Source organism: Roseateles sp. GW821-FHT03B02 (assembly GCF_059421025.1).
Map to the genome: position 1 here is coordinate 345,010 of NZ_JBWKUV010000006.1, position 19,702 is coordinate 364,711.

At 65.8% G+C, this 19,702-nt stretch carries 17 protein-coding genes, 1 pseudogene and 1 riboswitch; of the genes and pseudogenes, 12 read left to right on the top strand and 6 right to left on the bottom strand.

Annotation, left to right across the window (positions count from 1 at the left end):
* The first annotated feature begins 4 nt into the window (after positions 1–4).
* The gene (locus tag AC07VX_RS18190) at positions 5–1,177 is read left to right on the top strand and encodes a benzoate/H(+) symporter BenE family transporter (RefSeq protein ID WP_493165500.1); all 1,173 of its coding nucleotides are present in this window, start codon (positions 5–7) and stop codon (positions 1,175–1,177) included.
* On the opposite strand, the gene AC07VX_RS18195 is transcribed toward AC07VX_RS18190, so the two are convergent.
* Positions 1,147–2,079 carry a LysR substrate-binding domain-containing protein gene (locus tag AC07VX_RS18195; protein ID WP_493165499.1) on the bottom strand — a complete coding sequence of 311 codons (933 nt, stop codon included), beginning with the start codon at positions 2,077–2,079 and terminating at the stop codon, positions 1,147–1,149. The genes AC07VX_RS18190 and AC07VX_RS18195 overlap by 31 nt on opposite strands.
* A 100-nt stretch (positions 2,080–2,179) precedes the next feature.
* On the opposite strand from AC07VX_RS18195, the gene AC07VX_RS18200 reads away from it, so the two are divergent.
* From AC07VX_RS18200 to AC07VX_RS18235, 8 genes are all read left to right on the top strand, one after another.
* Complete coding sequence (locus tag AC07VX_RS18200; protein WP_493165498.1) at positions 2,180–3,304, top strand: muconate/chloromuconate family cycloisomerase; 1,125 nt, start codon at positions 2,180–2,182, stop codon at positions 3,302–3,304.
* Positions 3,305–3,334: 30 nt separating this feature from the next.
* The gene (gene catC / locus AC07VX_RS18205) at positions 3,335–3,625 is read left to right on the top strand and encodes a muconolactone Delta-isomerase (RefSeq protein ID WP_493165497.1); all 291 of its coding nucleotides are present in this window, start codon (positions 3,335–3,337) and stop codon (positions 3,623–3,625) included.
* 34 nt (positions 3,626–3,659) lie between these two features.
* On the top strand, positions 3,660–4,574 hold the full coding sequence (gene catA / locus AC07VX_RS18210) for a catechol 1,2-dioxygenase (protein ID WP_493165496.1): 915 nt from the start codon (positions 3,660–3,662) through the stop codon (positions 4,572–4,574).
* A 108-nt stretch (positions 4,575–4,682) separates the two neighbouring features.
* Positions 4,683–6,089, top strand: a complete 1,407-nt coding sequence (gene benA, locus AC07VX_RS18215) for a benzoate 1,2-dioxygenase large subunit (protein WP_493165495.1) — start codon at positions 4,683–4,685, stop codon at positions 6,087–6,089.
* A gap of 10 nt (positions 6,090–6,099) precedes the next feature.
* Positions 6,100–6,591, top strand: a complete 492-nt coding sequence (benB, locus tag AC07VX_RS18220) for a benzoate 1,2-dioxygenase small subunit (RefSeq protein WP_493165494.1) — start codon at positions 6,100–6,102, stop codon at positions 6,589–6,591.
* Between the two features lie 13 nt (positions 6,592–6,604).
* Positions 6,605–7,612 (top strand): benzoate 1,2-dioxygenase electron transfer component BenC, encoded by a 1,008-nt coding sequence (benC, locus tag AC07VX_RS18225; protein WP_493165493.1) that lies wholly within the window; start codon positions 6,605–6,607, stop codon positions 7,610–7,612.
* Positions 7,613–7,621: 9 nt separating this feature from the next.
* The gene (locus tag AC07VX_RS18230; RefSeq protein ID WP_493165492.1) at positions 7,622–8,401 is read left to right on the top strand and encodes a 1,6-dihydroxycyclohexa-2,4-diene-1-carboxylate dehydrogenase; all 780 of its coding nucleotides are present in this window, start codon (positions 7,622–7,624) and stop codon (positions 8,399–8,401) included.
* Positions 8,402–8,449: 48 nt separating this feature from the next.
* A complete protein-coding gene (locus tag AC07VX_RS18235) occupies positions 8,450–9,823 on the top strand; it encodes an MFS transporter (protein ID WP_493165491.1) in 1,374 nt (457 codons plus the stop codon).
* Between the two features lie 311 nt (positions 9,824–10,134).
* Here AC07VX_RS18235 and AC07VX_RS18240 read toward each other — a convergent pair whose 3' ends face one another.
* Complete coding sequence (locus AC07VX_RS18240; protein WP_493165490.1) at positions 10,135–11,121, bottom strand: hypothetical protein; 987 nt, start codon at positions 11,119–11,121, stop codon at positions 10,135–10,137.
* A 324-nt stretch (positions 11,122–11,445) separates the two neighbouring features.
* Positions 11,446–11,535, top strand: a riboswitch (cyclic di-GMP riboswitch).
* A gap of 72 nt (positions 11,536–11,607) precedes the next feature.
* On the opposite strand from AC07VX_RS18240, the gene AC07VX_RS18245 reads away from it, so the two are divergent.
* The gene (locus AC07VX_RS18245) at positions 11,608–13,617 is read left to right on the top strand and encodes a PKD domain-containing protein (RefSeq protein WP_493165489.1); all 2,010 of its coding nucleotides are present in this window, start codon (positions 11,608–11,610) and stop codon (positions 13,615–13,617) included.
* A gap of 215 nt (positions 13,618–13,832) precedes the next feature.
* Here the strand turns inward: AC07VX_RS18245 and AC07VX_RS18250 are convergent, their stop codons facing one another.
* The 4 genes from AC07VX_RS18250 to AC07VX_RS18265 form a co-directional block, all read right to left on the bottom strand.
* Positions 13,833–15,776: a M61 family metallopeptidase gene (locus tag AC07VX_RS18250; protein WP_493165488.1), complete on the bottom strand. Its 1,944-nt coding sequence runs from the start codon at positions 15,774–15,776 to the stop codon at positions 13,833–13,835.
* A 261-nt stretch (positions 15,777–16,037) separates the two neighbouring features.
* Positions 16,038–17,150, bottom strand: coding sequence for an MBL fold metallo-hydrolase (locus AC07VX_RS18255; RefSeq protein ID WP_493165487.1), 1,113 nt, complete (start codon positions 17,148–17,150; stop codon positions 16,038–16,040).
* A complete protein-coding gene (locus tag AC07VX_RS18260; protein ID WP_493165486.1) occupies positions 17,129–17,578 on the bottom strand; it encodes a DUF2147 domain-containing protein in 450 nt (149 codons plus the stop codon). Before AC07VX_RS18260 ends, AC07VX_RS18255 begins: the two co-directional genes overlap by 22 nt.
* 147 nt (positions 17,579–17,725) lie before the next feature.
* On the bottom strand, positions 17,726–18,703 hold the full coding sequence (locus tag AC07VX_RS18265) for an NAD-dependent epimerase/dehydratase family protein (protein ID WP_493165485.1): 978 nt from the start codon (positions 18,701–18,703) through the stop codon (positions 17,726–17,728).
* An 82-nt stretch (positions 18,704–18,785) separates the two neighbouring features.
* Between AC07VX_RS18265 and AC07VX_RS18270 the strand changes: the two genes are divergently transcribed.
* Both AC07VX_RS18270 and AC07VX_RS18275 read left to right on the top strand, forming a co-directional pair.
* Complete coding sequence (locus tag AC07VX_RS18270) at positions 18,786–19,331, top strand: TetR/AcrR family transcriptional regulator (RefSeq protein WP_493165484.1); 546 nt, start codon at positions 18,786–18,788, stop codon at positions 19,329–19,331.
* Positions 19,332–19,442: 111 nt separating this feature from the next.
* Positions 19,443–19,652 (top strand): annotated as a pseudogene (locus AC07VX_RS18275) (hypothetical protein); the annotation flags it as partial.
* Positions 19,653–19,702 lie beyond the last annotated feature (50 nt).

Here is a 19,702-nt window from a genome sequence, read left to right on the forward strand (position 1 = left end):
GCGCGTGCTCGCTGAGCTGCGACGCGACCTGTCCCTGTCGGTCGTGGCCGCGGGCTTCCTGGCGGTGCTCATCTCCTATGCCGGCCCGCTGGTGATCGTCTTCCAGGCGGCCCAGGCGGCGCAGGTGTCGCCGGAGATGACGGCGTCGTGGGTGTGGGCCATCTCGGTGGGCGCGGGCCTGAGCGGCATCATGCTGAGCCTGTGGCTGAAGGCGCCGGTCATCACGGCCTGGTCGGCCCCGGGAACGGCCTTGCTGATCACGCTGTTTCCGGGGCTGCCGCTGCACGAGGCCGTGGGCGCCTACCTGACGGCGGCCGTGATCATCGGCGTCATCGGCCTGACCGGCAGTTTCGATCGCCTCATGCGGCACCTGCCGCCCGCGATCGCCAGCGGCATGCTGGCGGGCATCCTGTTCCAGTTCGGTGCGCGCGCTTTCAAGGCCGTGGAGGCGGCACCGGTGCTGGGCCTGGGCATGCTAGCCGGCCATCTCGTCTTCAAGCGTCTGTGGCCGCGCTACCACCTCGTGGCGGTGCTGGGGTTGGGCCTAGCGCTGACGGCGTTCCTTGGCGCCTGGCCCGAGCACGCGCTGACCTGGCAGCTGACGGTGCCGCAATGGATCTCGCCGGCCTGGTCCTGGTCGTCCACGCTGAGCCTGGCCTTGCCGCTGGTGCTGGTGAGCCTGTCGGGCCAGTTTCTGCCCGGCATGACCATCCTGCGTACCGCCGGCTACGCCACGCCCGCGCGGCCCATCCTCGTCGTCACCAGCCTGGGGGCGATGCTGACGGCGCCATTCGGCGGCATCACGACGGTGCTCGCGGCCATCACCGCGGCGCTTTGCACGGGGCGGGAAGCTCATGCCGATCCGTCGCGGCGCTACGTGGCTGGCGTGGCAAATGGCGTGTTCTACCTGCTTGCGGGCAGCCTGGGCGGCAGCCTGATCGCGCTGTTCCTGGCGCTGCCACCGGCACTGGTGGCCGTGCTGGCGGGCCTGGCCCTGCTCGGCGCGATCGGCGCGAACCTGACGGCCCTGGTGCAGGACACCGCGCACCGCGAGGCGGGCCTGATCACCTTCCTGGCCACGGCGTCAGGCTTGAACTTCCTGGGGCTGGCGTCTGCCTTTTGGGGCGTGGTGTTCGGCGGGGCGGCCTACGTGCTGCTCAGGCCGGCACGGGCCTGAGCCTCCCGGACAGCCCGCTGCTCGGCGTAGATGTCGTCGATCAGCTGGCGCAACAGCGTGATGTCGATGGACTGATCCTGCAGCCGCGTGCTCATGATGATGGGCGACACGGCCTGCGGCTCGGCCAGCGGCCGGTAGACGACCTCGTCCGGCCGAAGCCGGTGCACGCTGGCCGGCACCACACACAGGCCCATGCCTGACGCGACCAGGCCCAGGGCGGTCTGCATCTCCTGCAATTCGTGCACGCTCGTTGGCTCCAGGGCCAGGTCGCGGAACAGCGACAGCACCTGGTCGGCGTAGCTCGGTCGCGGCGTGCGCGGGTAGACGAGCAGCGGATGCGAGGCGACTTCGGCGAGTGTCAGTGGGCCGTCGGTCGTGGCCAGTGCGTGGTCGCGCGGGATGGCTACCACCAGGCGCTCCTCGCGCAGGATCTCGCGCTTGATCGACGGGTCATCCAGACGCACGCGGCCGAAGCCGACGTCGATGCGCCCGGTCTTGAGCGCCTCGATCTGCTCGACGGTGGACATCTCCGTCAGCGCCAGTTCTGTCTGCGGGCAGGCCGCCCGGAACTTGCGCACCAGGAGCGGCAGCGCGCCGTACATCGTGGAGGACACGAAGCCGATCACCAGCCGCCGCTCCAGCTGCGCCACGCGCCTGGTGGAGCGCACCGCCTGCGCCGCCTGCTCCAGCAGGCGCGTGGCGTGGCCGTAGAAGAAGCGCCCGGCATCGGTGAGCTTCAACGGCCGCGAGCCGCGCTCGAAGAGGGGCGTGCCCAACTCTTCCTCGAGGTCCTGAATCTGGCGGCTCAGCGGGGGCTGGGAGATGTGCAGGCGCTCCGCAGCGCGGGTGAAGTTCTGTTCGTCGGCGACGGCGACGAAGTACTTGAGATGGCGGAAGTCCACTCGATACCTTGGGAGTATGGAGGCAGTCTAAGACGGTCTTGGACGGGGGGCAAGCCGATTCCTACCATCACTGCACTACCTCTCCACGAACGTCCCCGCCATGTCGTCCACTCCCCGTATCCAAGCCGTCAAGACCTTGCTGGTGGACGTGCCCACGATTCGGCCGCACCGGTTGTCGGTGGCCACGATGAACCACCAGACACTGGTCCTGGTGCGCGTTCAATGCTCGGATGGCATCGTCGGCTGGGGGGAGGCCACGACCATCGGCGGCCTGGCCTACGGCGAGGAAAGCCCGGAGAGCATCAAGGCCAACATCGACGCCTACATCGCGCCGCTGCTGGAGGGCCAGGACGCCCGCAGCGTGGCGACGGCCCTGGCGCGTGTTGCCTCGCAGGTGCAGGGCAACCGCTTCGCCAAGTGCGCCGTCGAGACCGCGCTGTACGACGCCCAGGCGCAGCGGCTGGGCGTGCCGCTGAGCGAACTGTTCGGTGGCCGGCTGCGCGACAGCCTGCCCGTGGCCTGGACGCTGGCCAGCGGTGACACCGGTCGCGACATCGCCGAGGCTGAACGCATGCTGGGCCTGCGCCGCCACAACATCTTCAAGCTCAAGATCGGCCTGCGCGCCGTGCGCGACGACGTGGCCCACGTGGCCGCCATCAAGGCGGCGCTGGGCGACCGCGCCAGCGTGCGAGTGGACGCCAACCAGGCCTGGTCAGTCACCGAGGCGCTGGAGGGCATGCGCATGCTGGCCGATGCCGGCGTGGACATGGTCGAGCAGCCCATCGTGGCGCACGACAAACTGGGCCTGAAGCGCCTGACCGAGGCCAACATCGTTCCCGTCATGGCCGACGAGGCCCTGCACGGCCCGCGCGATGCGTTCGAGGTGGCCGCCACGCAGGCCGCCGACATCTTCGCCGTCAAGATCAACCAGTCCGGTGGCCTGCGGGGCGCCGCGCGCGTGGCGGCCATCGCCGAGGCGGCCAACATCGAGCTGTACGGCGGCACGATGCTCGAAGGAGCGGTGGGCACGATGGCCTCGGCCCAGCTCTTCAGCACGTTTGGCGACCTGGCCTGGTCCACCGAACTCTTCGGGCCGCTGCTGCTGACCGAGGAAATCCTGCAGGAGCCTCTGCAGTACCGCGACTTCGCTCTGCAACTGCCCACCACGCCGGGTCTCGGCCTGGTGCTGGACACCGAGAAGCTCGAGCGCCTGAGCCGGCACTGAGCACCGCACCCACCGCCCCAAGGAGACACCATGCTGTTCAAGGTCGAGATGACCGTCAGGCTGCCCGCCACGATGCCCGCCGCCGAGGTCGAGGCGCTGAAGACCACCGAGCGCGAAGTTGCCCAGGGCCTGATGCGCCAGGGTGTGTGGCGCCACCTGTGGCGCGTGGCGGGGCGCTACGCCAACGTGAGTGTTTTCGATGTGGACAGCGTCGAGCAGTTGCACCAGCTGCTGTCGGGGCTGCCGCTCTTCCCCTACATGGAGATCGACGTGGTGCCGCTGTGCCGCCACCCCTCGTCGATCCGTGACGACGACCGCTGATCCAACCCACTTACATCACACCAGGAGACAAGCCATGAATGCACAACAGATCGACGCCCTGCTCGACCGCTTCGAGACCACCGGCGTTACCGGCCCGGGCAACGCCCGCGTGAAGACCGTCGTGCGCCGCCTGCTGCGCGACCTCATGCTGGCCATGGAAGACCTCGACATCCAGCCCGAAGAGTTCTGGGCCGGTCTGAACTATCTCGGCCAGGCCGGGGCGCGCGGCGAGCTCGGTCTGGTCGTGCCGGGTATCGGCCTGGAACACTTCATCGACCTGCGCATGGACGAGGCCGAGGCCCGCGCGGGCCTGAGGGGCGGCACGCCGCGCACCATCGAAGGCCCGTTGTACGTGGCCGGTGCGCCGGTCTGCCAGGGCGAGGCGCGCATGGACGACGGCACGCTGCCGGGCGAGGTGGTGGTCATGTCGGGCGTCGTGCGCGGCGCTGATGGCAACCCGGTGGCCGGCGCCAAGGTGGAAGCCTGGCATGCCAACCACCTGGGCAACTACTCCTACTTCGACCCGTCGCAGAGCGCCTTCAACCTGCGCCGGACCATCGTGACGGACGCGAACGGCCGCTACAAGTTCCGCAGCATCATGCCGCTGGGCTACAGCGTGCCCCCGGGCGGCTCCACTGAGCAACTGCTGAACCTGCTGGGCCGCCACGGACACCGTCCGGCGCACATCCACTTCTTCGTGAGCGCCCCGGGCCACCGCAAGCTGACCACGCAGATCAACATCGAGTCCGACCCCCACCTGTGGGACGACTTCGCCTTCGGCACCCGCGATGGCCTGGTGCCCCCGGTGCGCACCAACGCCGACCCTGCCGCGATGCAGGCCCTGGGCGTGGACAAGCCCTTCCACGAGATCAGCTTCGACTTCGAGCTGCTGACCGATGAAGTGAAGGCGCCCGCCACCGACTTCGCCCGCCCGCGCGCCGCCGCCTGACGCGCCCCGGCGCGCAAGCGCCAACGAAGCCCCAACGACAGCGAGCCTCCCCGCCCGCCGGCCTGACCGGCCGGGCTGGCGGAGCGCTGCGCCCACCCGGAGACGCCCATGACCCACGCCACCGCCCCCGCGGACCTCGAGCAGCGCCTGGCCGGCATGCTGGTCGAGGACACCAGCCGCCACGTCTACAAGCTGCATCGCGCAGCCTTCACCGACGAGCAGCTCTTCGACCTGGAGATGCAGCACATCTTCGAAGGCAACTGGATCTACCTCGCCCACGAGAGCCAGATCCCGAACGTGAACGACTACCTGACGACCCAGATCGGCCGCCAGCCCATCGTCATCACGCGCAACAAGGCCGGCGAGCTCAACGCCATCATCAATGCCTGCTCGCACCGCGGCGCCACGCTGTGCCGGCACAAGAAGGGCAACAAGGCCAACTTCACCTGCACCTTCCACGGCTGGACGTTCAACAACAGCGGCAAGCTGCTTAAGGTGAAGGACGCCAACGAGGCGGGTTACCCGGAGTCCTTCAACAAGGACGGCTGCCACGACCTGAAGAAGGTGGCGCGCTTCGAGAGCTACCGAGGCTTCCTGTTTGGCAGCCTCAACCCGGACGTGCTGCCGCTGACCGAGTTCCTGGGCGAGTCGACCAAGATCATCGACATGATCGTGGACCAGTCGCCCGAAGGGCTGGAGGTGCTGCGAGGCTCCAGCACCTATACCTTTGACGGCAACTGGAAGCTGCAGGCCGAGAACGGCGCCGATGGCTACCACGTCAGCTCCGTCCATTGGAACTACGCGGCCACCACCAACCACCGCAAGCAGTCTGTCGCGGGCGACAACATCAAGGCGATGGACGCCGGCAACTGGGCCAAGCAGGGCGGCGGCTTCTACTCCTTCGAGCATGGCCACATGCTGCTGTGGACGCGCTGGGCCAACCCCGAGGACCGGCCGGCCTTCCAGATGCGCAGGGAGCTCGTCGAGCGCTGCGGGCAGGCCCGCGCCGACTGGATGATCAACCACTCGCGCAACCTGTGCCTCTACCCCAACGTCTACCTGATGGATCAGTTCAGCTCGCAGATCCGCGTGCTGCGTCCCATCGCCGTCGACAAGACCGAGGTCACCATCTACTGCATCGCGCCCAAGGGCGAGCCTGCCGAGGCGCGCGCGCGGCGCATCCGCCAGTACGAGGACTTCTTCAATGCCACCGGCATGGCCACGCCGGACGACCTGGAGGAGTTCCGCGCCTGCCAGCAAGGCTATGCCGGCATCGCGCTGCCCTGGAACGACATGTGCCGCGGCGCCAAGCACTGGGTGCAGGGTGCCGACCCGGCCGCCCAGGAGATCGGCCTCAAGCCCGTGCTCAGCGGCGTGAAGACCGAAGACGAAGGCCTCTACACCGAGCAGCACCGCTACTGGCAGCAGAGCCTGTTGCAGGCGGTGCAGAAGAGTGCGCAGCAGGCGCCAGACGCCTGCGACCACCACGGCGACCCCTGCCACCACGGCGCCTGAGGAGACCCCGATGAACACGATGACCTTCGAGCAGGTGCAGGCGTTTCTGTACCGCGAAGCCCGCCTGCTGGACGACCGCCAATGGGACGACTGGCTGGCCTGCTACCACCCGGACGCCGAGTTCTGGATGCCGTCCTGGGACGACGACGACCAGCTCACGACCGACCCCCAGCGCGAGATCTCGCTCGTCTACTACCCGAGCCGCGCGGGGCTGGAAGACCGAGTCTTCCGCATCAAGACCGAGCGTTCGGCGGCCAGCATGCCGGAGCCCCGCACCGGCCACAACCTGCACAACATCGAGGTCCTGTCGCAGACCGACGGCGAGGTGCAGCTGCGCTTCAACTGGCACACGCTGAGCTACCGCTACAAGACCACGGACAGCTACTTCGGCACCTCCCACTACACGCTGGACACGTCCGGCCACGTGCCGCTGATCCGCCGCAAGCACATCGTGCTGAAGAACGACTACATCCACCACGTGGTGGACGTCTATCACGTCTGAGCGGGAATCCACCATGGCACACCAGATCGCACTCCAGTTCGAGGACGGCGTCACCCGCTTCATCGACGCCAAGGCTACCGAGACCGTCGCCGACGCCGCCTACCGGCAGGGCGTGAACCTGCCGCTGGACTGCCGTGACGGCGCCTGCGGCACGTGCAAGTGCTTCGCCGAGTCGGGCCGCTACGAGATGGGCGAGTACATCGACGACGCGCTCAGCGAGGCCGAGGTCCGCGACGGCTTCGTGCTGACCTGCCAGATGCGTGCCCAGAGCGACTGCATCGTGCGGGTGCCGGCGTCCTCCGCCGTGTGCCGCACACAGCAGTCGCGGTTCGACGCCGCCATCAGCCGCGTGGAGCAGTTGTCGCCCAGCACCATCTCGCTGTCGCTGCGGGGCGAGGCGCTCAACAAGCTCGCCTTCCTTCCAGGCCAGTACGTGAACCTGCAGGTGCCCGGCAGCACGGCCACGCGAGCCTACTCGTTCAGCTCGCTGCCGCGCGATGGCGAGGTGTCCTTCCTCATCCGCAACGTACCGGGCGGGCTCATGAGCAGCTTCCTCATGCAGCTGGCGAAGGCCGGCGATGCGATGACGCTCACCGGGCCAATGGGCAGCTTCTACCTGCGCGAGATCAAGCGGCCACTGCTGCTGCTGGCCGGCGGCACGGGCCTGGCGCCTTTCACGGCCATGCTGGAGAAGATTGCCGAGCAGGGCACGCCGCATCCGGTGCACCTGATTTACGGCGTGACGCACGATGCAGACCTGGTCGAGATGGACAAGCTTGCCGCCTTCGCCGAGCGCATCCCTCAGTTCACCTACAGCGCCTGCGTGGCCAGCGCCGAGAGCACCTGGCCGAAGAAGGGCTACGTCACCCAGCACCTGGAGCCCGCGCACCTGCACGACGGTGAAGTGGACATCTACCTGTGCGGGCCGCCGCCGATGGTGGAGGCGGTGAGCCAGTTCATCCGCGATCGTGGTCTCCAACCCGCCAACTTCTTCTACGAGAAGTTCGCGGCTAGCGCCTGAGGAGCGACCATGACAACTCAACGCTTCACGGACCGCGTGGCGGTGGTCACCGGCGCCGCCCAGGGCATCGGCCGACGTGTCGTCGAGCGGCTGCTGGAAGAGGGCGCCGAAGTGGCGGCCATCGACCGGTCCGAGCTCGTTCACGAACTGCGCGCCTTGTCGGGCGCTGGCGGCCGCGTACTGACGCTCACCGCCGACCTCGAGAAGTTCGCCGACTGCAACGGCGTCATGGCCGCCGCGCTGGAGCGCTTCGGCCGCATCGACGTGCTGGTCAACAACGTCGGTGGCACCATCTGGGCCAAGCCCTTTGAGCACTACGGCGAGCACGAGATCGAGGCCGAGGTGCGCCGTTCACTCTTCCCCACGCTGTGGTGCTGCCGCGCTGCACTGCCGGTGATGCTGGAGCAGGGGCGCGGCGCCATCGTCAATGTGTCGTCGATTGCGACGCGGAGCTTGAACCGGGTGCCCTACGGCGCGGCCAAAGGCGGCGTGAATGCACTGACGGCCTGCCTGGCCTTCGAGACCGCCCAGCGCGGCGTTCGGGTGAACGCCACGGCGCCGGGCGGTACCGAGGCGCCGCCGCGTCGCATCCCGCGCAACACCGCGCCGCAGAGCGAGCAAGAAAAGGCCTGGTACCAACAGATCGTGGACCAGACGCTCGACTCCTCGCTGATGAAGCGCTACGGGACGATCGACGAGCAGGTCGGCGCCATCCTCTTTCTGGCCTCGGACGAGGCGGCCTACATCACCGGCGTCACGCTGCCGGTGGGCGGTGGTGACCTCGGCTGAGACCGGGGCAGCAACGCCAACCCAAAAACTTCCAAAGGAGACAAACCCATGACCCGCGAGATCGACGTGTCGAGGCTCATCGACGACGCCCGCTTCAACCGCTTCCACTGGATGGTGCTGTTCTGGTGCGCGCTGATCATCATCTTTGACGGCTATGACCTCGTCATCTACGGCGTCGTGCTGCCGGTGCTGATGAAGGAATGGGCCCTCACGCCGCTGCAGGCCGGTGCGCTGGGCAGCTATGCCCTGTTCGGCATGATGGCCGGCGCGCTGGTGTTCGGGCCGTTGTCCGACAAGATCGGCCGCAAGAAGGCCATCACGATCTGCGTGGTGCTGTTCAGTGGCTTCACGGTGCTCAACGGCTTGGCACGCAACCCTACGGAGTTCGGCGTCTGCCGCTTCATCGCGGGCTTGGGCATCGGCGGGGTCATGCCCAATGTGGTGGCGCTGATGAGCGAGTACGCGCCGCGCAAGATTCGCAGCACGCTGGTGGCCATCATGTTCAGCGGCTACTCGGTGGGCGGCATGCTGTCGGCAGGCCTGGGCATGGCACTGCTGCCGAGCTACGGTTGGCAGTCCGTGTTCTTCGTGGCGGGCGTTCCGCTGCTGCTGCTGCCGCTCATCATGACGTTCCTCCCCGAGTCCGTGGGCTTCATGATCCGCCAGGGCCGGCTGGACGAGGCCCAGGCCGTGCTGGGCCGTGTCGAGCCCACCTACCGCCCACAGGCCGGCCAGCACCTGACCATGCCGGCGATCAAGGCGGGCGGCGCCCCGCTGCTGGAGCTCTTCCGCGACGGCCGCGCACTGCGCACGGGGATGCTGTGGACGGCGTTCTTCTGCTGCCTGCTGATGGTCTACGCCCTCAACTCCTGGCTGCCCAAGCTCATGACGAAGGCCGGCTATGGCCTCGGCTCGTCCCTGAGCTTCCTGCTTGTGCTGAACTTCGGCGCCATCTTCGGCGCGGTGGGCGGGGGGTGGCTGGGTGATCGATTCAACCTGCCGCGCGTGCTGGCGGTGTTCTTCGCGCTGTCAGCCGTGTCGATCGGGTTGCTGGGTTTCAACAGCCCGAGCTGGGTGCTGTACAGCCTGATCGCGGTAGCTGGCGCCACGACCATCGGCTCGCAGATCCTGCTGTATGCCTGTGGTGCGCAGTTCTACGGCCTAGCCATTCGCTCCACCGGCCTGGGATGGGCGTCAGGCGTCGGGCGCAACGGCGCCATCGTCGGGCCTGTGCTGGGCGGCGCCCTCATGGGTCTGGGCGTGCCACTGAGCGCGAACTTCCTGGCGTTCGCATTGCCTGGCGTCTTGGCCTGCTTGGCGATGCTGGCGTTCACCTGGTTTGGCCTCAAGGAACATTCCAAGACGGCTGCGCCGTTTCGTCCCCGCGATGCCGGCTCCGTTGGGGTTGCCGCAAGGACATGAGTTGGTCCTGCCGAGTGACAGGGAAGTTGCGCGGTTGAGCATCGGCTCCCGGACGGCTTACCGGGGGGCGCTTCACTGCCATGGATCGAGAGCACTTGTCCTGCGCTCCGAGCAGCAGTCGTTTGCGGCGATAGGGCAGTCCTGCCTATCACGCCGGAGGTTATGAAGAGCTTGCAGACCGCCAACTCGGTCGGCCATGTCATGCAGGTGGCGCGTGACGCCCCCACATTCGTTGGATACAGGGTCGATATCGACGCTGGCTCGCAGGACAAGGTGCGGACTTACGCCCGCAACTGCCTGCGCTGATGATGTCAGCGATTGACGCGTGTTCGGCTGGCCCGGGTGGCCACCGCGCCCCTACCCGACACACGGCCTCGGGCCGCGTTGATCTCTGCGTAAGCGTCGGCGCGCGACAACCCCTGCGCAATCAGCTTGTCGGCGATGAGCCCGGTGGGCTTGCCAGCCTCCAGGTAGGCGCGAATCAGGGCTGCTCTCTCGGCGTCAGCGTATGGGCCGGCTTGAGCACGCGCTTCTTCTGGCGTTGGAGTGGCGTCAAAGTCGCTCGGATCTAGTTCGGAAGTGGCCTCGCTCTCCTCATGAGCAACCCCCACTTCTTCGTGCGTCACGTGAATGTGGACGTCCGGCGTCATATTGATGGCGGCTGGCCCTCCGACCACCGGCTGGTCCTGAAACGAGTTGTTCGCCCAGTAGGTTGGCTCTGGCTGAGAAGCCAGGAGGTTGGCGAGCTCCTTGGAATTGAGCGCCACCTTCAGATGATCGATTGCACGCCAGCGTGGGACGCCAAACTGATCGCAGTACCGCTCGAGTACACCGTCACCGTTGTTCGTCTTGTGGATCATCTCGTCGTGGATATCCCGGACCAGGAAGCTCAGCTGGACTTGGTCAGGCCCCGTCGAAGTGCCGAAGAGCCAGCCGGCCGTGCGCCGGACAAGCGAACGGTCCTCGCTGTAGACCGTCCAAACGAATCTCCCGCGGGAGCGCTGTTCGTAGCTCTGTTCCCTCAGCTCCGCTTGCCGGCGCACTGCGTCCGCAGCAAACGCGTCACGCATCTCCTCGAAGCTGTCCGCGCGCTGCCGCTCTCGCTCTCGACGCCGGTCCTCCGTGCGAATTCGGTCGCGTTGGAGCTCGGCTTCCCTGTCCCGTCGCATCGCTTCATCGCGCTGCCTGGTGCGCTCATCAGCAAGCGCACTCTTTGCAGCGTTGAGCACCCGGTAGGCCTCTTCGTCAGTAGCACCATTCGCCTTGGCTCTGGCGTGTTCCAGCCATGGGTCGATCATGATTCCCTCTGGTGTTCATTGCTGACCTGCAACGCTAGCAGGCCAGCGGGGCCGCCCGCCAGGGCGCGTGCCTCGTTCCCCGCCGCCTCTGGGAGTCGAGCCCTCACTCGCTTTGCGGGGGATCCATCCCCCCGCTCAGTCGCCTACGCTCGAACGTGTCTACTGAAGCTGGGGCGATTTGACTATTGATCTTGCCGTCAAGGCCTTGATCCATCGGCGGCCCTTTGCATGGTGTAACTGGCGACGCTGGAGTTGCTGCTGTCGGTCGTGGGGTGTAAGCCTGCGTAAGAGCAAATGACCGCCAGGCACCGAGTTTCCTACGATGCGGCAACTGGGCACACCCGCGCGAAAGCCGGGGTCGCAAAGCTTCCGGTCTAAAGCGGTCTGCGCCGCCAGGACAGCGGGGCCGTTGCGGAATTCCCCATTCCGCGTCGTTCCTTCGCACAGCGCGACCCCCTCGTGACGTGGCCCGTTTTGGAGCCTCTCATGCTGCGACTACTTTCCCTCCTTCTGAGTGCCCTTCTGGCGCTGCCCGTGCTGGCTGCGCCGCCAGCGGGCGTCAAGCCCCCGTTCCCGCAACTGCGCCTGCTCGATGTCGGCCGCGACGGCATCGCCGGCCAGCGCGCCGTCGACGTGCTGGGCGCGCGCCTGCCTGAAGTGGCCGCCTGGTACGGCAAGTCGCCCGAAGAGTTCGTGGCCCAACTGCGGGCCGACAAGCGCATGCGCCTAGATGCCCGCGGCCGCGTCTTCTTCGTGGAAGAGCTGGATCAACCCCTGGCCGCCAGCACGCCCACCAATGTGCTGGACGGCAGCCTGCTGCCGCTGGACCAGACCTTCCTGCTGCACAGTCGCCCCGGCGCTGTGCGCACCATCTACTTGAACTTCAAGGGCGCGACACTGAACGGCACTGCCTGGAACAGCAGTGGAACCACCATCCAGGCGCCGGCATTCGACCTGGACGGCATCCCCGGCACTTTCAACACCACCGAGCTGCAGCGCATCCAGTACATCTGGCAGCGTGTGGCGGAAGACTACGCCCCCTTCGATGTGGACGTCACGACCGAAGCGCCGCTGCCTGAGATCCTGACGCGCAGCGGCAGCACTGACCAAGTCTTCGGCACCACGGTGCTGATCACCACCCGCGCGGGTGTCTACAGCTGCAGTTGCGGCGGCGTGGCCTATCTTGGCATCTTTGACGACACCAGCGACTTCTACAAACCCGCCCTGGTGTTCTACGACGCACTGGGCCCCGGCAACGAGAAATACGTGGCCGAGGCCATCAGCCACGAGGCCGGCCACAACATGGGCCTGAGCCATGACGGCGACGCCACCAACAGCTACTACCAGGGCCAGGGCAGCGGCGCGACGGGCTGGGCGCCCATCATGGGCGTGGGCTACTACCAGGCCTTGGTGCAGTGGAGCAAGGGCGAGTACGCCGGCGCCAACAACGTGCAGGACGACTACGTCGTGATGCAGGCCAACGGCCTGCCGCTGCGCGCTGACGATCACGGCGACACCCTGGCCACCGCCACACGGCTGACCGGTACCGATGCCGGCGGCGTGACCACCGCCAAAGCGACCGGCGTCATCGAACGCCCGGGCGATGTGGACATGTTCAGCTTCAGCGCTGGCGCGGGCCCCTTGAACCTGACGCTCAGTCCCGCCTCGCGCTCCCCCAACCTGGACGCCCAGCTCACCCTGCGCGACGCCGCGGGTACCGTCCTGGCCACACTCAATCCAGTTGATGCCCTCAATGCCAGCGCCAGCCTCAACCTGGCCAGCGCCGGCACCTACACCCTGGCCGTGACCGGTGTGGGCAAGGGCGACCCGCTCACGACCGGCTACACCAACTACGGCAGCCTGGGCAACTACGCGCTGTCGGCCAGCTTCACCACGCCGATTGGCAGCGCGCCCACGGCGCAGATCGCCGCCTCGACCGTGCGCGGTACCGCGCCGCTGACCGTCAGCTTCTCTGGCGCGGGCTCCAGCGATCCAGACGGCAGCATCACGGCCTTCGACTGGCAGTTTGGTGACGGCGCCAGCGGCAGCGGCGTCAACATCAGCCATGCGTACACCACCCCGGGCAGCTACAGCGCACAACTGCGTGTCACCGACAACAGCGGCCTCTCGGCCAGCAGCGCCGTCACGATCACCGTGGACGCGCCGGTCGTCGTGATTCCTATGCGCGTGGCGGACATCGCGATGTCGGTGCAAATCAACAAGAACGGTCAGTCCAAGGCTACCGCGGCGGTCAAGGTGCTCAACGGCAGCGGCCAGCCCGTGGTGGGGGCCGTGGTGACCGGCATTTGGAGCGGCATCGTCAGCCGCACTGGCGCCACCGCCACCACCGGCAGCAATGGCGTCGCCAGCCTGGTGTCCCCCAACTCCCGCAGCACCAGCGGCAGCTTCGTCTTCACGGTGACCGGGGTGACACTGGCCGGCTACGAGTACCAACCTGCGACCAACACCGAGACCAGCGATTCGATCGCGCGCTGAACGAGTTTCATTGACAGGCCCAGCCATTTGAGCGGGTCTGCTCCTCGAGCAGGACGTGACCGCCTCGGGCATCAAGCTCACCGCCAGCCCTGCCACTTGGAACCCTTGATACCGCAAGGGCTTGGCGTCAAGGCTCAACTCAGCTGGGAATACTTCGCCTTCGAGCGGCAGGCCCTAGCCACCAAGGTGGCAACGCTCACGCGACGACGCAGGACTTACCGTGGCGCCAGCAGGTGTAGCAGCCGATCCGCCTGCGTTTCATCGCGCTCAAGCGCTGGGTAGCGTACCCCGTCGCTGTAGCGGACGGAAACGCGCTCCCGCTGTCCCTCGACGTCGAAGGTAAGGTCGATGCCTGAGGGTGCTCCTGCCGCGACCGCAGCCCTCAATCGCTCGAGACTGAAGGGCTCGTTGGCGACCTGAGTGATCTTGGCGCCAGGAATGAGGCCTGCGGCAAATGCCGGACCGTCCCACCTTACTGAGCTCACGGTGCCGCTTTTGTTTACGGCCAGTCCGATGCTGTAGCTGAAGTCTGGAACGCCGTCGCTTTCTTCAACCCGCTTGAAATAGTCACTGGGTGAGACCCTGTATGCCAGTCTGTAGCCGGACCGCTTCAGCCCATCCAGCAGGCCGTCATCGCCCAGACCCTGGACTCGCCGAATCAGGTATCCATGCCAGTCATAGTCCGCGAGCTTGGAGAGCGCCGCGCAGATCTGATCGAAGTCGTACTGCTTGACCTGAAGCCCCGTCACACGGAAGAACGCTGCAGCGAAGTCATCCAGCCCATGCTTGCCTCCACTGTGCTCGCGCAGAAGCCCGTCGACGTCGAGCCACAGCAGGACACCCTCGGCGTAGTAGTCCTTGCGTCGTTGCCAGCTTTGCCAGCTAACCCCTCGACCTCCAGGCATCGTGACGGGGTCAAGTGAACTGTCTGCCAGCGACTTCCAGCGGCGGCCCGGTCGGTTCGCCATGGATGCTGCATCGACAGACAGCGCGGCCAGGGTATCCGTGACAGAGCGAAGACCTGCCCGCGCGCCGATGACACGTCCCCAGAACTCGGTCTGACCCTCGTAAAGCCACAGCAGGCTGTTATCCATCGGGATGTTTGGTGTGGGCGTCCAGTGGCCGCGCGGTTGCACGTGCTTCCCGTTCCAGGCGTGGACGTACTCGTGGGCAAAAAGATCAATGACGCCTGCAGAAGCTTGCGTTGCGGGCAAGAAGTCCGGCGGCAGTGTGATCTCCGCCGACCGTGCATGCTCCAGTCCGCCTGGACCAGGCAAGCGATCGCTGAGCATGACAAGGAAGTCGAAGCTCGGGAATGGCGGAGCCCCAAACACAGCCGCGGTCTGCTGGACGACGCGCCGCAGCGTGTCATCCAGCGACTCAGCACCCTGCAACCGCTCGGCGTTGCTGGCGATGTAGGTTACGCGTACAGGCACCGGTCCATCAACGATGGTGCGCTGATGGAGATGTGGGGCCGCGATGACAGGCGAATCCAGCAGCACGTCCAGCGCAACGGCATCGAAGTGGACCTCCGAGTGCAACCGCCGCGTCTCGCGCAGCGACGACACCGCCAAGAATCCGTCAGGTAGTTGGACAGTGGCCACTACAGGGATACGGCGCGCAAAGAAGCCCGCCGGATACACGAGAAGGTGCTGCCATTGCAGATTGACGATGTCGGGCGTGATCAGCCCCATCTGGCCCAACGGCGCCAGATACTGGAACTCGACGTCGACATGCCCGGTCTCCGGCGGCACGTTGACATGAAACGCGTTGGGGTCCAACGCGTCTCGATGCCATGGCAGGACCCGTGCTCCGGCCCTGATGCTGAGTCCTGCCAGCCGTTGCACTTCGGTTGTCGGACCATGGCTGCCTGGTTCCCAGCGGGGATAGAGCAGTGTCAGAGTTCCTTTTGACTGCACCGGCAAACGCTGATGGACCTTGACGATTCGGCGACGCAGGTCGCGAACGTCAATGGTCAACTCGATGACGCCCTTGAATGCCCGGTTCTGCGGAGCGGGCACCGCCTGCCGTGGGGCTGCCCAGTCAGCAGCGCGTGCAGTGGATGCCAGTAGAAGGCAGATGAAGGCTGCGACAAGTAGGACGGTGCGCTGGATCATCCCGAAATTCTGTTGGCCGGCGTTGTCACTGCTATCAGTCATGGATGCCATCATCCTTTTCTTGATGAGCCTCCGGGACAGGGAGGGGCGATGGAGACGCGGACTCCGGCGAGACGGTTCCAATCTGCCGGGCACGCGTTCGGCTCCGGGTCTGCAAGGCCTCTATAGCCGCGTCCGAGCGAGGCACAGCGGTTTCATCACGCAAGTACGCCTGGCAGCAATTGGGCAACCGATGAGCGGCCTTTGGGTAGCCAGGCCGCGCTAGGGCGCGCAGCGCCCCGCGCCAGGATCGCGCTAGGCGCGCTATTCGAAAAGACGCACATCAGCGGGGCTCGCCAGTGTGGGTGGAGCGCTGCCCGCACCGTACTGCGACTTCGGTACCTGCCACACCAGCCCAGGGGGGATCGCCCTGAAACGCGTCGTCGGGAACCCGGCTTGGGTGGCCGCAGCGTTGAACCGTTCGCCTGGCTCATCGATAGCTTCGTTGGTCAGGCGGAACGTTGCCCAATGATGGCCGAGAACGTGATCCGCGCGCAGGTCGATGAACGCCTGCACCGCTTCCTCCGGGTTCATGTGCGCGTAACCGACAAACCAGCGCGGCTCGTAGCCTCCGATGGGAAGGATTGCCAAACGCAACGGGCCATACTTTCGGCCGGTGGCCTTGAAGTGACCTCCATCGCCATAGCCGGTGTCGCCCGCAAAGTAGATCGAGCCTGCCGGTGTCTGAAGCACAAACGCGGCCCAGAGTGAGAGGTTCTGGTCAATCGCACCGCGGGCTGACCAATGCTGCATCGGCTCCGCAGTGATGCGCACCGGTCCCTTGTCAACGGTATCTCCCCAGTCGAGCTCGATGGCCTGTAGATCCTTCTGCCTGGCCTGCATCGTCGCGAGATTTCCCAGCGGCGCGACGATCATCGGGCGGTCGCGCTCCCACAGGCGAGCCAGGGTGGTCGTGTCCAGGTGGTCGTAGTGGTTGTGTGAGACCAGGACCACGTCGATCGGCGGCAAATCCTCAAACGCGATGCCTGGCGCTCGAACTCGCTTCGGGCCTGCAAATGCCATTGGTGATGCATGCTCCGACCAGACCGGATCGGTCAGGATGTTTATGCCTGCGACCTGAATCAGCACCGTGGCATGTCCGACGTAAGAAACACGCAGATCGTCGCCATTCACACGCTGCGGGGGGAGGTCCCTTTCGCTTGGCACGCTGTCGGGCCAGGGCACACCCCTCTCGAAGATCTGCCAACGCAGGAACCCCCAGAACGCCCCGGCGGGGGGCGGTTTCGCGTTGCGGAACTCGCGCCCGTCAAAGTGATCGGTCGCCGGTCCGTTGTGGCGAGTCGCACATCCCAGCAGGCCGAAGAGCGTCGCGACGCTCGCAAGGGCTGGACCAATCAGCCCGGCTCGCGCAGCCATTTTTGGGTCCTCCCAAAAAGTGCGACGCCCAGGTAGCCTCGAACGACCAGGGTCTTGCCGCCGTCTTCGAGCTTGAAGTTGCAGCGGTACACGGAGCCGGTGTTCGGGTCCAAGATGTCGCCGCCCGCGTACTCCCCGTTCTCAAGCTTGACGTTTCGCATCAGCACCAAGCCGACAAAAGGCTGGTCCTTGCGCTCGTCTGTGCACGAGTCGCATTTGCGGCCCTCTTCGCCAGGCGAGAGGCTGCGCTCAATGCGCGCGAAGTACCGGCCCTCTTGTTCGTAGACCCGAACGATGCCTCGCGGCTTGCCAGTCTTGTCGTCGATGGTCCTCCAAAGGCCGATCGGTGACGGCGGAACATCGGTCGCCCGAGCCGTCGTGGTCCCTAACAGCAGCGCTGCTGTGGTGATGACAAAGAGTTTCTTCATGATGTTCCTAGTGCTGTGGAGAAGAAGGTCGCCGGTAGAGGTGCACTTGCAGCAGGACCCACTGACCTGCAGGGCGCTGTCCTGCGTCGGCCGCACCCCGTTGCCCGCTCGCTGCCGACAGTGAGACGTCAACCGAGCCGATGAGCCTCAGGTGGCCTGCATGGATCTGAGGCCCTGGTCGCGCGTAACTTGCGGCCGATATCCGAGGTCCTTTTGCGCCTTCCCAATGTCTAACGTGAAGGGCTGGCCGATCAGGCGAAGCATCTGGCGTGTGATTGGGGGCTCGCCCTTGCGAGAGAACGTGCGCCACACCCACTCCATGACACCGGCCATCAACCAGGCCACCGGTAGCGGTGCGGAGGTGCTTGGCGGATTGATCGCTCTCGTGCGCAGCAATCCAGAGATGACCTCTTTGAGGGTGCTATCTTCGGCGTCACTGACAAAGTAGGCCTCGCCACCCCTGCCGTGTTTTGCGGCGAGTTCGAGGGCGTGACACACGTTGTCCACATGGGCAGTGGACATCGCTTGCGAGCCATCTCCGACCCATCGGAATTGGCCAGCCTTGACGGTCTCGACCATGTGGTCCAGGGTCGGCATACCAGCCCCCCAGATCATCGGCGGCCGTACGACAACCGTCTCGAAAGCAGCCGGCCTGTTTGCGTTCAAGACCAGCGCTTCGCTGCGCGCCTTCGACGCGCTGTAGGGCGCCCAACGGCGCTCCTGGCGCGGCAAGGACTCGTTGGCCTTCAACATGGGCTCCATGTCGCCCATCACCACCGCAGCCGCACCGAGCTGCACAAAGCGCCGAACTCCTGCACTCTTGGCAGCGATCAGGAGCTTGGATGTGCCTTCGACATTGGACCGTTCGAACTCGGCAGGATCGCCCCAAAGCTTGAAGTGGGCCGCGATGTGGAACACCACGTCGCAACCCATCGCAGCGGTCGTGAGCGCGGCGATGTCATCTAGCGAGCCAGGCACGGGTTGCGCACCCAGCTTGCCTACAATCCGCAGCGCTTCTTCGCTACGCGCCAAAGCTTTTACTTTCCAACCCCGGGCAACAAGCCGCTCGATAAGCCGGCCACCGACGAAGCCAGAGCCGCCTGTAACAAGGCACGTGATAGACATTGGTCACTCCATATATCAGTGATATATGGAATCTATATCGATGATATAGCCTCGTCAAGCGGCTGGGCATTTGAGGACTTGGATGGATACCGAGACGGCGATTCTGGACGCGGCAGCGACCCTGCTGGAGAAGCAAGGGCCTGGCGGCCTGACCACTCGCGCAGTGTGTGACGCCGTGGGGATCAAGTCGCCAACGCTGTATCACCACTTTGGCGACAAGGATGGAATGGAGCGGGCTTTGATCCGGCGCGGGATGGCCGAGTTCATGCGCCGCAAACAGCAAGCGCCCGCATCTGCCGACCCCCTGGACCAGCTTCGTGAGGGATGGGATGTGTCACTGGAATTCGCGCTCAAGCATCCAGCCCTCTATGCATTGTTTGCGCATCACGTGCGTGCTGAACCCGCGCTGGCTGCCGACGCGTATGCGCTGATGCAGGCACGAGTTCAGCGATTGGTGGACATGGGACGTTTACAAGGCCCGGTCAACGCGACGGCGCGCGTGATTTGGGCGGCGTCGCAGGGCGTGCTTTCGCTTGTGAACAACGGCCTGTCGCGTAAGGAAATTCAGGCTGCCAGCAGCCTGCTGTTTGACGCAGTCATCGACAAGCTGTCGCTGTCTGAGCAGTAGCCGCTGTCAGCCTCAGCTAGAGCCAGGGAGGCAAGGCGAACATGCGTCGCCTTGTCCATATCGTTGGAGCGGGTCTGGAGTTGATGCGCTCTAGCGTCCGCAGGATCTGGCATTCAAGGGCGCTGTGTCGACGAGCTAGGTCTCGATCGTGCCGATTGCGGGACGCATTCGATGCGCAGGACGAAGGCAACGCTGATCTACCGGCACACGAAGAACCTGCGCGCCGTGCAGCTACCGCGCGACGCCGCGGGTCAGCAGGCCACGGTGCCTGCCCCGAACAAGCAGCCGAATAATCGTGAGCGTCCAGCCATCCCATCTTGAACCGCGCTGATGCGCCCGTGACGATGGTGCCCACCAATTCGAACAGGTGG

What these genes read in the sequence shown, in the direction of transcription:
- AC07VX_RS18230 (WP_493165492.1), top strand. Translation starts at nt 7,622, where the DNA reads ATGACAACTCAACGCTTCACGGACCGCGTGGCGGTGGTCACCGGCGCC.
- AC07VX_RS18265 (WP_493165485.1), bottom strand. Translation starts at nt 18,703, where the DNA reads ATGTCTATCACGTGCCTTGTTACAGGCGGCTCTGGCTTCGTCGGTGGC.
- benB (WP_493165494.1), top strand. Translation starts at nt 6,100, where the DNA reads ATGAACACGATGACCTTCGAGCAGGTGCAGGCGTTTCTGTACCGCGAA.
- benA (WP_493165495.1), top strand. Translation starts at nt 4,683, where the DNA reads ATGACCCACGCCACCGCCCCCGCGGACCTCGAGCAGCGCCTGGCCGGC.
- AC07VX_RS18255 (WP_493165487.1), bottom strand. Translation starts at nt 17,150, where the DNA reads ATGGCTGCGCGAGCCGGGCTGATTGGTCCAGCCCTTGCGAGCGTCGCG.
- AC07VX_RS18245 (WP_493165489.1), top strand. Translation starts at nt 11,608, where the DNA reads ATGCTGCGACTACTTTCCCTCCTTCTGAGTGCCCTTCTGGCGCTGCCC.
- benC (WP_493165493.1), top strand. Translation starts at nt 6,605, where the DNA reads ATGGCACACCAGATCGCACTCCAGTTCGAGGACGGCGTCACCCGCTTC.
- AC07VX_RS18250 (WP_493165488.1), bottom strand. Translation starts at nt 15,776, where the DNA reads ATGACTGATAGCAGTGACAACGCCGGCCAACAGAATTTCGGGATGATC.
- AC07VX_RS18235 (WP_493165491.1), top strand. Translation starts at nt 8,450, where the DNA reads ATGACCCGCGAGATCGACGTGTCGAGGCTCATCGACGACGCCCGCTTC.
- AC07VX_RS18200 (WP_493165498.1), top strand. Translation starts at nt 2,180, where the DNA reads ATGTCGTCCACTCCCCGTATCCAAGCCGTCAAGACCTTGCTGGTGGAC.
- catA (WP_493165496.1), top strand. Translation starts at nt 3,660, where the DNA reads ATGAATGCACAACAGATCGACGCCCTGCTCGACCGCTTCGAGACCACC.
- AC07VX_RS18240 (WP_493165490.1), bottom strand. Translation starts at nt 11,121, where the DNA reads ATGATCGACCCATGGCTGGAACACGCCAGAGCCAAGGCGAATGGTGCT.
- catC (WP_493165497.1), top strand. Translation starts at nt 3,335, where the DNA reads ATGCTGTTCAAGGTCGAGATGACCGTCAGGCTGCCCGCCACGATGCCC.
- AC07VX_RS18270 (WP_493165484.1), top strand. Translation starts at nt 18,786, where the DNA reads ATGGATACCGAGACGGCGATTCTGGACGCGGCAGCGACCCTGCTGGAG.
- AC07VX_RS18260 (WP_493165486.1), bottom strand. Translation starts at nt 17,578, where the DNA reads ATGAAGAAACTCTTTGTCATCACCACAGCAGCGCTGCTGTTAGGGACC.